13 protein-coding genes are annotated in these 12,577 nt (G+C 36.9%); 10 read left to right on the top strand and 3 right to left on the bottom strand.

Going from position 1 to position 12,577, the window contains the following annotated elements; all coding sequences use genetic code 11:
- Positions 1-14: 14 nt before the first annotated feature.
- Genes FJR03_RS03940 through FJR03_RS03960 form a run of 5 tightly spaced genes read left to right on the top strand, consistent with a single transcriptional unit; the run spans position 15 to position 5,803 of the window.
- On the top strand, positions 15-1,280 hold the full coding sequence (locus FJR03_RS03940; RefSeq protein ID WP_255524261.1) for an MATE family efflux transporter: 1,266 nt from the start codon (positions 15-17) through the stop codon (positions 1,278-1,280).
- Positions 1,281-1,302: 22 nt separating this feature from the next.
- Positions 1,303-3,252: an NAD-dependent DNA ligase LigA gene (ligA, locus tag FJR03_RS03945; RefSeq protein WP_193114355.1), complete on the top strand. Its 1,950-nt coding sequence runs from the start codon at positions 1,303-1,305 to the stop codon at positions 3,250-3,252.
- Complete coding sequence (gene tlyA / locus FJR03_RS03950) at positions 3,249-3,956, top strand: 23S rRNA (cytidine-2'-O)-methyltransferase TlyA (protein ID WP_193114356.1); 708 nt, start codon at positions 3,249-3,251, stop codon at positions 3,954-3,956. Before ligA ends, tlyA begins: the two co-directional genes overlap by 4 nt.
- Positions 3,928-4,782 (top strand): bifunctional riboflavin kinase/FAD synthetase, encoded by an 855-nt coding sequence (locus FJR03_RS03955; protein WP_226962176.1) that lies wholly within the window; start codon positions 3,928-3,930, stop codon positions 4,780-4,782. The genes tlyA and FJR03_RS03955 overlap by 29 nt, the downstream gene beginning before the upstream one ends.
- 13 nt (positions 4,783-4,795) lie before the next feature.
- A complete protein-coding gene (locus tag FJR03_RS03960) occupies positions 4,796-5,803 on the top strand; it encodes a tRNA pseudouridine(13) synthase TruD (RefSeq protein ID WP_193114357.1) in 1,008 nt (335 codons plus the stop codon).
- Between the two features lie 3 nt (positions 5,804-5,806).
- Here FJR03_RS03960 and FJR03_RS03965 read toward each other — a convergent pair whose 3' ends face one another.
- Entirely contained in the window at positions 5,807-6,700 is an 894-nt protein-coding gene (locus FJR03_RS03965) for a cation diffusion facilitator family transporter (RefSeq protein ID WP_193114358.1), read from the bottom strand.
- A gap of 58 nt (positions 6,701-6,758) precedes the next feature.
- Here FJR03_RS03965 and cmoB point away from each other — a divergent pair, with 58 nt between their 5' ends.
- Entirely contained in the window at positions 6,759-7,652 is an 894-nt protein-coding gene (gene cmoB / locus FJR03_RS03970; protein WP_193114359.1) for a tRNA 5-methoxyuridine(34)/uridine 5-oxyacetic acid(34) synthase CmoB, read from the top strand.
- Complete coding sequence (locus tag FJR03_RS03975) at positions 7,652-8,170, top strand: PaaI family thioesterase (protein WP_193114360.1); 519 nt, start codon at positions 7,652-7,654, stop codon at positions 8,168-8,170. The genes cmoB and FJR03_RS03975 overlap by 1 nt, the downstream gene beginning before the upstream one ends.
- Before the next feature lie 2 nt (positions 8,171-8,172).
- Here the strand turns inward: FJR03_RS03975 and FJR03_RS03980 are convergent, their stop codons facing one another.
- Positions 8,173-8,766 (bottom strand): class I SAM-dependent DNA methyltransferase, encoded by a 594-nt coding sequence (locus tag FJR03_RS03980; protein WP_193114361.1) that lies wholly within the window; start codon positions 8,764-8,766, stop codon positions 8,173-8,175.
- Positions 8,763-9,356 carry an MBL fold metallo-hydrolase gene (locus FJR03_RS03985; protein ID WP_193114362.1) on the bottom strand — a complete coding sequence of 198 codons (594 nt, stop codon included), beginning with the start codon at positions 9,354-9,356 and terminating at the stop codon, positions 8,763-8,765. The genes FJR03_RS03980 and FJR03_RS03985 overlap by 4 nt, the downstream gene beginning before the upstream one ends.
- 409 nt (positions 9,357-9,765) lie before the next feature.
- On the opposite strand from FJR03_RS03985, the gene FJR03_RS03990 reads away from it, so the two are divergent.
- From FJR03_RS03990 to FJR03_RS04000, 3 genes are read left to right on the top strand one after another with little or no spacing between them, the layout of a single operon-like run.
- The gene (locus tag FJR03_RS03990) at positions 9,766-10,581 is read left to right on the top strand and encodes a ferritin-like domain-containing protein (RefSeq protein ID WP_193114363.1); all 816 of its coding nucleotides are present in this window, start codon (positions 9,766-9,768) and stop codon (positions 10,579-10,581) included.
- Between the two features lie 56 nt (positions 10,582-10,637).
- A complete protein-coding gene (locus FJR03_RS03995; protein ID WP_193114364.1) occupies positions 10,638-11,444 on the top strand; it encodes an NAD+ synthase in 807 nt (268 codons plus the stop codon).
- Positions 11,445-11,454: 10 nt separating this feature from the next.
- Positions 11,455-12,576: a DegT/DnrJ/EryC1/StrS family aminotransferase gene (locus tag FJR03_RS04000; RefSeq protein ID WP_193114365.1), complete on the top strand. Its 1,122-nt coding sequence runs from the start codon at positions 11,455-11,457 to the stop codon at positions 12,574-12,576.
- The last annotated feature ends 1 nt before the right edge of the window (position 12,577 follow it).

Here is a 12,577-nt window from a genome sequence, read left to right on the forward strand (position 1 = left end):
CCATTCCGGCAGCACTGAAACATTTAGTAGATATACTGCAGGTTCTCATCGATATGTTAATGGTTGGGGCGGTGAGTACAGCTGCTCTTGCAGCTGTTGGTATTAGTATGCAGTTTATGATGCTTATCAATGCGATCATAACGCTTTACGTAGTGGGTGGAAATGCTCTAATATCTCGTTTTATAGGAAGCGGTAGAAAAAACAGAGCCTCTTCTTTACTCTATGGGCTTGTTATTTTTGCAACTATACTCGGTTTTTTTGTAACGATTATCGGCTATTTTGGCAGTGCGACTTTTTATAGTGCGATGGGATCAACTCCTGATGTTATTCAAGCGGGTGAAGAGTATTTCAGCATCCTCTCTTTAGGGATCATTTTAATCTTTATAGATAACCTTCTTTACAATGCACTCTCTGCTGCTGGAGATACGAAAAGTTCACTCTATATTAAACTGCTCTCAGCAGCACTCAACGCTTTTTTAAACTATGTACTGATCTTCGGGCATTTCGGTGCACCGGAATTGGGTGTAAAAGGGGCTGCAATAGCGACAGTTATCGCTTATCTGTTCAATGTTATAGCTTACTATATACTTATCAAAAAACTCAATGCCAAACTCGATTTTCTCCCTATTGTTAGAAAAGTAGATGTAGTGAGAGCCATTAAAGTGGGATATTCCGCTTTTTTAGATCGAGGGATCTCAAGTGCAAGTTTTTTGATCTTTGTCTCAATCATTACGGCATACGGTACAGCAGAGCTGGCAGGGTATCAAGTAGGTCTTAGAATTGAGGGGATCGCATTTATGCCAGGATTTGGTTTTGCGATCGCGGCTATGGCTCTTGTGGGTCAAAATATCGGGGCAAGAGATTTTGATAAAGCTTACAATATGGGGATTATCTCAGGCCGTATAGCTTATGGTTTTATGGGAAGTGTCGGGATAATTATGATCCTTTTTCCTGAATATTTAGTCTCGTTTTTTACCAAAGATATGCTTACGATCGTAGTAGCATCTCAGTACCTTATTTTAGTGGGACTTGCACAAATTCCATTGGCATTGATGTTTGTTTATTCATCTGCACTAAGGGGAGCCGGGGCTACAAAAATAACAATGCGGGTAAATGTTGCATCGCTTTGGTTTTTACGAGTAGTGCCTTCATACATAGCGTACGAGATGGGTTACGGAATTGTAGCTATTTTTATCATTATGAATATTGAGACTTTGATCAAAGGGATTATCTTTTGGTATATCTACTCCAGACGTACCTGGTTACATACAAAAGTTTAGCTTCTTTTGATAAAATATCATCATGAATAATCAAGAATATATAGAAGCAGTAAAATTATTAAACAAGTGGGCATACCATTACTATGTTTTAGACGATCCTATAATGACGGATGAGGGGTACGATAAGCTTTACCATGAAGTTTTAGAGTATGAAGAGAATCATAAAGAGGAAGTTTTAAAAGATTCCCCTACACAAAGGGTTGGTGATATCGTAAGTGACGGTTTTACAAAAGAGAAACATATATCTCGTATGTGGTCTTTGGAAGATATTTTTAATGAAGACGATTTGGACAAATGGCTGACTAAGACATATAAGCTTGACAGCAGAATCAGCTTTTATTGTGAGCCGAAATATGACGGGGCTTCACTTGATCTTGTTTATGAAAACGGTGAACTAATCAAAGGGATTACAAGAGGTGACGGTGTAGAGGGTGAACTCATTACCCAAAACGTAAAAACAATCCGCTCGATCCCTTTAACAATCGAGCATAAAGGGCTTATTGAGATCCGCGGTGAGGTTGTTATCTTTAAAGATGAGTTTGAGAAGATCAACGAAGAGCGTCTGAAAAAGGGTGAAGCGCTTTTTGCAAACCCTAGAAATGCTGCAGCGGGAAGTCTGCGTCAATTAGATCCTAGTATTACTGCTGCTAGAAATCTTGTGTTTTTACCGTATGGATTAGGGGAGAATGAACTTCCCGAAAAACTGCTTCATGACAAGATGGAATATATCTACTCTTTAGGATTTAGAAAACCGCCTGTAAGTGCAGTTTGCAAAAACAAAGATGATATCCAAGAGATATACAAAGAGATGGTTGCAAATAGAGACAGCTACTCCATGATGCTTGACGGTATGGTGATAAAAGTTGATGAGATCTCTTCACAGATCGATATGGGCTATACTGTAAAAGTACCACGCTGGGCGGTAGCATATAAATTCCCTGCAGTTGAGAAAATCACTACGGTCAAAGATATTTTACTTCAAGTCGGACGTACAGGAGCGGTAACACCGGTTGCAGTTGTTGAGCCTACAGATATAGAGGGGGTAGTTGTAGAGCGTGCAACGCTTCATAATTTTGATGAGATCACACGTAAAGATATCCGCTTAGGGGATAAGGTTATTATTCTTCGAAGCGGGGATGTAATTCCTAAAATTATTAAAGTTTTAGAGCACGAGAGAACGGGAAATGAAGTAGAGGTACATCGTCCGACGGAGTGTCCGGTGTGTGGTAGTGAACTCTTACAAGAGGATGTACTTATTAAATGTCAAAATCTCGAGTGTAATGCAAGGGTTGTGAACTCGATCATCTATTTTGCTTCAAAACCTTGTTTAAATATCGACGGGCTTGGAAACAAGATAGTAGAACAGCTCTTTAATGAACATTTAGTAAAGTCTGTACTTGATCTTTTTAGTCTGACAAAAGAGCAACTCTTAGAGCTTGAAGGGTTTAAAGAGAAAAAAGCACAAAATCTTTTAGATGCGATCGCAAATGCAAAAGGAAGCGAGTTGTGGCGTTTCATTAATTCTCTGGGAATTGAGCATATCGGTGAAGTGGCTTCAAAAATGATCGCGGCAAAGTTCGGGCTTAAATTTTTAGAGATTCATAAAGAAGATCTTTTAGAGATTGATGGAATCGGTGAAGAGATGGCTGAGAGCTTTTTAGAGTTCTTGCGTGTAAACGAAGAGACTATTAAAGAGTTGTTGGAGGTGATCGAGCCACTTGAGCCTGAACTTAGAGAAGAAGCTCATGAGAATCCTTTTAAAGCAAAAACTGTAGTACTGACTGGAACTATGAGTGAGTCTCGCGGAGCGATTAAAGAGATGCTTGAAAATCTCGGTGCTAAAGTTTCAGGCTCGGTAAGTAAAAAGACCGACTTTGTGATCTACGGCGAAGATGCAGGAAGTAAATATGATAAAGCTGTAAGCCTTGGAGTTGCTACTCTTACTGAAGATGAGATGAGAGAAATGGTTTGAGACTAGATAGTTATTTAGTTGAACAGGGACTTGCAGAAACCCGTAATAAAGCACAGTCGATCATAAAAGAGGGACTGGTTTTAGTTGATGACAAAGAGATAAAAAAGCCCGCTTTTAAAGTTGAGGATTCAATGAATGTGATTGTAAAAGAGCATAAAGCATATGTTTCTCGTGCTGCACATAAGCTCAAAGATTTTATTGATGAAATTCATTATGAACCAAGTGGCAAAGTAGCACTGGATATCGGCTCATCTACAGGAGGATTTACACAGGTACTTCTTGAAGCGGGAGCGAAGGAAGTAACTTGTGTAGATGTAGGTTCTGATCAGCTTCATCACTCGCTGTGTAGTGATGAAAGAGTGCATGTTTATGAAAACTGTGATATTAGAAAGTTTGAAAGTGCATCGCCGTTCGAGTTGATTGTTAGTGATGTGGCCTTTATCTCACTGCTTTACATTTTAGATGATATCGACAGACTTGCATCAAAAGATATTATTTTACTTTTTAAGCCGCAGTTTGAGGTTGGACGTGAAGCAAAACGTGATAAAAACGGTGTTGTGCTTGATCAAAAAGCTATAGAAAATGGTATGATTAGATTTGAAGATGCATGTAAATTAAAAGGTTGGACTTTGCAGAGCAAAGCGCCTTCAAAAACAACAGGAAAAGAGGGTAATCTTGAATACTGCTACTATTTTACAAAATAGCACTAGTGTTGCTATAGGTGGATTTGACGGGATGCACATTGGGCATCAGGAACTTTTTCATCACTTAGATCAAAACGGTGTAATTGTAGTGATCAATACAGGGTATGCAAATCTGACACCTTCTCATTTTAGACAAAGACATACTGACAAACATCTTCATTATTATAATTTAGAAGATATCCGTCATCTAGACGGAGCGGGGTTTGTCGAACTGCTGAAAAAAGATTTTCCAAAACTGCAAAAGATTGTTGTCGGGTATGATTTTCATTTCGGAAAAGATAGAAGATACTCTTATGAAGACTTAAAAGAGCTTTTTCTCAAAGAGAATGAAGATGGAGAAGTTGTGATCGTAAAGGAAGTGAAACATCATAATGATGCGGTACATTCCCATAAAATCCGTCAAAAACTCGCTATTGGAGATATCAAAGGGGCAAATGAGTTTCTTGGATATAACTATACAATTTGTGGGAAAAAGATCACAGGTCAGGGGATCGGAGCAAAAGAGTTGGTAGCTACGATCAACCTTGAAGCTAAAGAGTTTTTAGTCCCAAAAGAGGGTGTATATGTGACAACTACACGTATAGATGATGAGGAACATTTTCACCCATCTGTGAGTTTTATTGGGCATCGTGTAAGTACTGATGGAAGTTTTGCGATCGAATCACATATACTTGACGGCAAAGTAGTCTGTGAAGAGAAAGCGGAGATCAGTTTCATAGCTTACATTAGAGAGAATAAAAAGTTTGAGAGTATGGATGAGTTGCGAGATGCAATCAAAAAAGATATTGCAGTAGCAAACAGAGAACTACAACGTTTAGAATTATAATAATTGGAAAGTAATGCAAAGAGAATATTTAGAAGATAAAGAGACCCTTTATTTTAAATTTGAACAAAATAAAGAGGACTTTATCGTAGATGAGATAGGGTTGAATTTTAAAGGTAAAGGGAATTTTTTAATCCTTCGCGTAAAAAAAGTGGAGCTTACAACTTGGGATATGATCGCAGAGTTTGCAAAGTTTTTAGATATTGACGCACAAAAGATAGGATATGCTGGTTTAAAAGATAAACATGCGACAACGACGCAGTATATTTCGATTGAAGCAAAGTATGAGAAAGCACTTAAAAAGTTTAAACACCCTCAAATAACGATCATCGGTTCAACTCACCATACACACTCGATTCGTATGGGTGATCTCAAAGGAAACAGTTTTACGATCAATCTTTTCGGAGTGAGTCAGATCGAAGCAGGGCAGATAGAAAAGCGTGCGAGAAAAATTGTAAAAAACGGTTTGCCAAACTACTTCGGATATCAAAGATTTGGACGTGATGAGGACTCGCTTGAACAAGCTAAAGCTATGATCGCAGGGGAGCTGCATATAAATGACGCAAAACTCAAAAACTTTCTAATCTCTATCTATCAAAGTCAGTTTTTCAACGACTGGCTCAAAGAGAGAGTGCTTTTCAGCAGAGAAAACAATAATGGTGAATTTGCTCTTTTAGAGGGTGATGTGTATATGGATACTAAAGGGAAATTCTTCACACCTAAAACAAAACAAGAGAAAGATTTTAAAGCTCAAAAGGTAGTCCCTACGGGTCTTTTATGTGGGCGTGATGTGTTCCGTGCACGAAGCGATGCGAGAAAGATCGAGGAAAAATACGACGATCAGTTTTTATATGAGAAAGGGTACCGCAGAGAAGCGGTAGTTTTTCCAAAAGATATCAAGCTGGACTATAAAAATAATTTCGATATTTTAAATATCAGCTTTTCACTTCCTAAAGGTTCTTACGCTACGGTATTTTTAGAAGCAATCGCAAATAGAAACTACAAAGCTAAAAAGATAAAGTAGTTTCTACCACTGCTCTTCATCTTCATTGATCTCAGAATCATCATACGGATCCATATGTGTCAGCACATGTACTTTTTTATCTGGAAAAAGTGCAAGGATTTTGGCTTCTACCTTATCGGCTACAAGGTGTGCATCATATAAAGAGATACTAACGTTAAAAACGGCGTGGTAAGAGATAAAGATATGTGAACCAGATTCTCTGGTTTTTAGATAGTGATAGTTTGTAATAATAGGTTCACTTTTGATCACTTTATCGATTTTCTCTATATCTTCTGCAGGTAATGCAATATCAAGAAGCATTAACACTCCTTCTTTTATTATTGGAAATGCAGAGTAAATCATATATGCTGCGATTGCAATACCTAAAATAGGATCAATTAGTTGTTCACCCGTATAGCTAACAGCAGCTAATGCAAAAAGTACAGCACCGTTAGAAAGAAGGTCTGTTTTATAGTGCAGGGCATCTGCACGGATTACCATATTGTTTGTTTTTTTGGCTACATAGATTAAAAAAGCCACAAGCAGAGCAGTAATGATAATTGATGCAAGCATAACGTAGAAGGACTCCATCATATATTGCATCTCATGTGGATGGATGATTTTCTCTAAAGCTTCATAAAGGATGAAAAATGCCGAAAAAGAGATAACACTTCCCTCTATAACAGCTGCAAGCGGTTCTATTTTACTTCTTCCGAAATGGAAACTCTCATCAGGATTTTTCTCCGCATTGTGTAGTGCAAAATAGTTAAATAGTGAAACCGTAAGATCTAAAAAGCTATCGATTGCCGATGCAAGAACTGCGATAGAACCGCTTAGAACTCCAACTGTCATTTTTAGTAGTACGAGTAGTCCTGCAACGGAAGTTGAAACAACTGTAGCCTTTTTCTCTAAAGTCATATAAAACCGATCCTTTTTTAGTTACAATTATATAAAAATTTTAAACTATTGAGCTTAAATGGACATACAAAAGATTAAAGAAGATAGAAAAAAGTGGATGAGTTGGAAAAACATTGCACCTCTTAGGGATGCTTTGGCTCAACTTGATGATGTACCTTGCGATGTCACTTTTGGAGACGTGGTTAAGATCAGCGGTGATTTTGACCAAGAGGCTATATATAACACTGCAAAAATGTTAATGCCTTGGAGAAAAGGACCCTTTGCAGTTGGTGATACTTTTATAGACTCAGAGTGGAAAAGCAATGTAAAATATAACCTTATTCGTAAACATTTTGATTTAAAAGGGAAAAAAGTTGCCGATATAGGGTGTAACAATGGTTACTATATGTTCAAAATGTTGGAAGAGGAGCCTGAGTTACTTGTAGGGTTTGATCCTTCACCGCTTTATAAAACACAATTTGATTTTATAAACCATTTTATAAAGAGTGATATTGTTTATGAACTTCTGGGTGTTGAGCATTTAGAGTTTTATGAAGAGAAGTTTGACACGATCTTTTGTTTGGGGGTTTTATACCATCGTAGTGATCCGGTTGCTATGTTAAAGTCGTTGTATCGCGGATTAGAGAAAAAAGGTGAGGTGATACTCGATACTTTTTATATAGACGGGGAAGATGAGATGGCACTCTGTCCGGAATCGAGTTACTCAAAGATACCAAATATCTACTTTGTTCCTACGATTAAGGCTCTTCGAAACTGGTGTCTAAGAGCCGGCTTTTCAGAATTTGAAGTGTTGGAAACTTCGATCACGGATGAGGGTGAACAAAGAAAAACTGAATGGATAGAAGGGCAGTCTTTAGAAGACTTTTTAGACCCAGATGATAAAACAAAAACCGTTGAAGGTTACCCCGCACCACAAAGAGTATATGTACGATTGATAAAGGATAAGAAATAATGGCTGAAGAATTACAAGAACACGAAACAGATTTAGAGATAGAAGATTATAGGGATGACCAGGTTGTTGCAAAAACACACGACAGGATCAATGAAGATTTAAGTGGTGAAGTAGTTAAACTCGAAGAGGGTTATGTTGAGGTAAGACTTACAACTACCATAGATATGTTAGCTGATAACGTTGGGCTAATTCACGGTGGTTTTATCTTTTCTGCTGCAGATTATGCCGCTATGCTTGCTGTAAATGAAAGAAATGTAGTTTTAGTAGCATCAGATTGTCAGTTCTTATCTCCGGTAAAACTGCATGATGAAGTAAATATTGTAGCACGTGTTAGACATAAAGAGGGACGTAAAAGAAACGTTTATGTAACGGGACATGTATTAGATGTAAAAGTGTTTGAAGGGGAGTTTAAAACGGTTATTACAGAGAAACATGTTTTAAAATTAAAGCTTCTTCATGACGAAGAAGCTTTAAATAGCGGTACGACACCTCCACCACCTGAAGGCAGCTTAGAATAGTTCTAAGCTTCTGCACTTAAAAGAAATACTCCGAAATCTCTATGTGGTTTATTGATAGTGTTAATGTTCTCAAATGAAACATTTTTAAAACCGCAATTCTCTACAATTTTACAAAGAGCATCTTTTTCAAATCCAAAGTGATATACTCCCGTATTGTCTGAGTGAAATGTTCCGTCTTCACTCTCTAAATCGGCAATAGCTAAAAAACCACCTTCATGTAAATTCTCTTTTACAGTTTGAAAAAACTTTGTAAGATCTTCAACATGATGCAGTGTCATTGAACTGATAAGTCCGTGAAACTTCATATCTAAAGGGTTTTCAACTATATCTTGATGAATAGCTTCTATAGAAACCTCTGGAGTATTTTTCTCCTCTAGTTTATCAAGCATCCCTTTTGAAGTATCTACACCGTACACTTTTTGTACTTTTTTTGCGATCTCAAAACCAAGAAGCCCTGTACCAACTCCAAAGTCCATTAAAACCATATTGTCTGATAGAACAAATTTATTTTCAATAGCATCTGCTATAACTTTTGCACCATTAACTCTGATGTCGCCTTTATCCCAATTTTCTGCACGTTTATCAAATTGACTCATAATATACTTATCCAATAATCTGAATTTTTTTGTTCCTGTTTTATAGTTGTTGTCCCGCCATGACCAGGATACACTGTTTTGTCATAATCTATCTGTTTAAATTTTTCTAATGATTTTTTCATATCCTCGGGAGAAGAGTATGGAAAGTCGGTTCTTCCGATACTACGTTCAAAAATAAAATCTCCGCTAAACATAGCATCTCCAATCTCAATTGTACTACATCCTGGACAATGACCGGGAAAGTGACGGAATTTTACTTTAACACCGTCAAAATCAAGCTCCTCGTCCCCTACAATCTCAACATCTGGAGTTGAGGGTGGAAGATCGGGCATCCAGCCGCTTCCCTGGAGTAACATCACATCACCTTGCGGCGTATAAAGTTTTACGCCGAGATCTTTTTGGAGCTCTGCATTACTCCATACGTGATCAAAATGTCCATGGGTATTTAAAATGGCAACGGGATTTGTAACGTTCTCTTTTACCCACTCTGTAGCATCTACACCAGGGTCGATAATAAAATCTTTTCCATCAACTGTCGCGATATAACAGTTTGTTTGATATGGTCCCATAGGTTGTACTTTTATTGTCATTATTACTCCATTTTAAAATATATACATAGTGTTACTATTCTTCTCTTTATGGGGGGGAATTGTATAGTAATGATACTAATCAAACTCTTAATTTTTTGTTCTTAACACAAATGTAAGATAGAAAAAGTATAATCTCGTTTTTTAAAAAATTATAAGGAGAAATTATATGGAAATCATGGTAGCTGTTTACGGTACTGCTTTAACGATCGCTTCTGGAATGTACGTATATTTTAATACAGGTGATCGTGCTCACTAAGCACTAACGGGTATGATACTTTTGTATCATCCTTTTACCTGCAATATTTTTCTTCATAACTAACTACAAATACAACTAACTTCTTTTATTATTAACATCAATCTTTAATAAACAAATTCTCTTTTTTAAGAAAAGTTATACCATTATTCCTTTATGAATTTTTATAATGAACTTGAAGTGATATTGGAGATAAAAACTCCTACAGAAAAGCTGGAAAAATTTAGAGAGTTTTATAAAGAGTTTGTTCAACAAGAGATCGACTTTTCAAGCGAAGAAAATCCCAAAATATTTACCCAACCTGCATATGAAGGTTTTTGTAAAGTTGTCCCACCTCAAAAAGTACCTAAACGCTCAAATCTGACTACAAAAGAGGGGCAGATTAATCTGCTTCATGCAGTTGCACATATAGAGTATTCGGCAATTGATTTAGCTCTTGATGCAGCATATAGATTTCGTGGACTTCCTAGAAAATATTACGAAGACTGGTTGGAAGTTGCCAATGATGAAGTACGCCATTTTGAGATGCTTGAAACCCTTTTAGATGAACTTGGAAGCAGCTATGGAGAGATTGAAGTGCATAACTCTTTGTTTGAAGCAAGTTTCAAAACGCAAACTTTGCTTGAGCGGATGGCAGTTGTACCAAGATACCTTGAAGCTAACGGACTAGATGCTACTCCAATGATCTTAGAAAAACTGAAAAACTATCCAAAAAATGAGATATTGGAGAAGATCAAATCTGCACTCACTATAATTTTACAAGAGGAAATAGACCATGTCAAAAAGGGGGATGTTTGGTTCTCTTATGCTTGTGAGTTGGAAAATGAAGATCCAAGTGTTTTTTTTGATATCATTAAAAAGTACTATCCAAGAAGTTTTCTACGTCCAGATGATCTTAATATCGAGGCTAGAAAAGAGGCTGGCTTTAGTTGTAGTGAGCTTAAAATTATGGCAAATAAAGAGGTTTGTTAATTTTAAAAAGATATAATTTAAAAAGTTAATATTTTTTAAAGGTTTAGTGTATAATTATGAGTAAGTATTCACAAATAACTGATTATCTCGTAAGTTTTTTAGATGAAGAAGTAAGAAAAACAGGGATAAAAAAAGTGGTAGTTGGTTTGAGTGGCGGACTTGATTCTGCTGTTGTCGCCGTACTTGCTCACAAAGCATTCGGCGATGACCTTTTATGTGTCAAGATGCCTTCTCAATACTCTTCACAAAGTTCACTTGATGATGCTGATGAGTTATGTAAAGATTTCTCTTTGAGAAATGAAACGGTCTCGATTGAGCCGATGTTACGTGCATATGAAGAGATGCATCCAAATCTTAATAATTTAAGAAAAGGGAACTTCTCTTCTCGTATGAGAATGTCGACACTTTTTGATATCTCGGCTCGTGAAGGAGCACTAGTGCTTGGTACGAGTAACAAAAGTGAGCTGATGCTTGGTTACGGAACGCTTTACGGAGATCTGGCAAGTGCCATTAATCCGATAGGCGATCTTTATAAGAGTGAGGTTTTTGAACTAGCACACTATCTTGGTGTTACAAAAAGCATCATTGAAAAGCCCCCTTCAGCTGATCTTTGGGCAGGGCAGAGTGATGAAGCCGACTTAGGCTATACTTATGAACAACTTGACGGTGCTATGAAGCTCTATGTTGATCAAAGACTCTCAAAAGAGGACGTTGTAAAACAAGGTGTGGATGAGAAGATGTTAGATATGATCATAAAACGTATCTTTGCAAACCATTTTAAGCGTAAGATGCCTGTGATCGCAAAACTGACATCTAGAACGTTGAATCATGATTTTAATTATCCAAGAGATATAACTTTATAAAGGAAACAGTATGGAAATACCATTTAGCAAATATGAAAGTTCTCGTGAAGCCCACTCATATGTAAGTGATGCATTAGATGGTGAAGAGATCAATCAGGTTGAAGAGTTAGAAAATGAATTTGCAAGTTATGTAGGGGCTGAGTATGCTCTTGCTACTTCACATGGTACTTCAGCACTTCATTTAGCAATGTTGGCACTAGATCTAAAACGTGGTGATAAAGTTGTATGTTCTGTAAATGCACATCCTAGTGTACCGGAAGTGGTTCGTCATTTTGATGCAGAACCGGTATTTATAGATATCTATGAAGATAATTACAATATCAACCTTGATAAACTTGAAAATTATTTAGAAGACAATAAATCTAAAAAATTAAAAGCTGTAATTGTTACACATATCGCAGGTACTACTGTTGATCTTGAACGTGTGTATTCAATGGGTAAAATCTATAATGTAAAAATTGTAGAGGATGCATGTGATGCATTAGGTGCTACATATAAAGGGCAAAAAATCGGTTCTACTGGAGCTGATATAGTTTGTTTTAACTTCTCTCCACACTTGAGAAAAAATATTTGTAACGGTGGGATGTTAGTTACAAATGATGATGAAATTATTGAGCGTGCAAGACTTTTGGCAAACCATGCAATTGTGCGTGATGAAGATGCTTTAGAGTATATCTATGATGTTGTAGATATTGGAAATGATTACTCTTTAAGTCAATTAAATGCAGCATATATCCGTGCACAGATTGAAGAGCAGGATAACAATATCGCAAGACAACAAGAGATCGCACGCATTTATAGTGAGAAGCTTGACGGGGTTGACCATATCACTATCCCTGATATGAGTAATGATGAACATCCATTCTCTTTATATATTATCAAGATAGATAAAAACCGTGACTCATTTGCCGTAGAGTTAAGAGATGAGGGAATTACAGCGGGACTGCACTATATCCCTCTGCACCTTTTAACATACTACAAATCAAAATATTCTTTAAGAGTAAATGATTTTCCTGTAGCACTTCGTTCATATCAGCAGGTATTATCACTTCCAATCTATGCAAATATGAGTGATGAAGATGTTCAAAACGTGATCGAAACAGTGAAGAAGATCGCAAAAACAAGAGTTTAAA

It is taken from the genome of Sulfurimonas marina (assembly GCF_014905095.1).
Taxonomy (GTDB): domain Bacteria; phylum Campylobacterota; class Campylobacteria; order Campylobacterales; family Sulfurimonadaceae; genus Sulfurimonas; species Sulfurimonas marina.

What these genes read in the sequence shown, in the direction of transcription:
- ligA (WP_193114355.1), top strand. Translation starts at nt 1,303, where the DNA reads ATGAATAATCAAGAATATATAGAAGCAGTAAAATTATTAAACAAGTGG.
- FJR03_RS03960 (WP_193114357.1), top strand. Translation starts at nt 4,796, where the DNA reads ATGCAAAGAGAATATTTAGAAGATAAAGAGACCCTTTATTTTAAATTT.
- FJR03_RS03965 (WP_193114358.1), bottom strand. Translation starts at nt 6,700, where the DNA reads ATGACTTTAGAGAAAAAGGCTACAGTTGTTTCAACTTCCGTTGCAGGA.
- cmoB (WP_193114359.1), top strand. Translation starts at nt 6,759, where the DNA reads ATGGACATACAAAAGATTAAAGAAGATAGAAAAAAGTGGATGAGTTGG.
- FJR03_RS03975 (WP_193114360.1), top strand. Translation starts at nt 7,652, where the DNA reads ATGGCTGAAGAATTACAAGAACACGAAACAGATTTAGAGATAGAAGAT.
- FJR03_RS03980 (WP_193114361.1), bottom strand. Translation starts at nt 8,766, where the DNA reads ATGAGTCAATTTGATAAACGTGCAGAAAATTGGGATAAAGGCGACATC.
- FJR03_RS03985 (WP_193114362.1), bottom strand. Translation starts at nt 9,356, where the DNA reads ATGACAATAAAAGTACAACCTATGGGACCATATCAAACAAACTGTTAT.
- FJR03_RS03990 (WP_193114363.1), top strand. Translation starts at nt 9,766, where the DNA reads ATGAATTTTTATAATGAACTTGAAGTGATATTGGAGATAAAAACTCCT.
- FJR03_RS03995 (WP_193114364.1), top strand. Translation starts at nt 10,638, where the DNA reads ATGAGTAAGTATTCACAAATAACTGATTATCTCGTAAGTTTTTTAGAT.
- FJR03_RS04000 (WP_193114365.1), top strand. Translation starts at nt 11,455, where the DNA reads ATGGAAATACCATTTAGCAAATATGAAAGTTCTCGTGAAGCCCACTCA.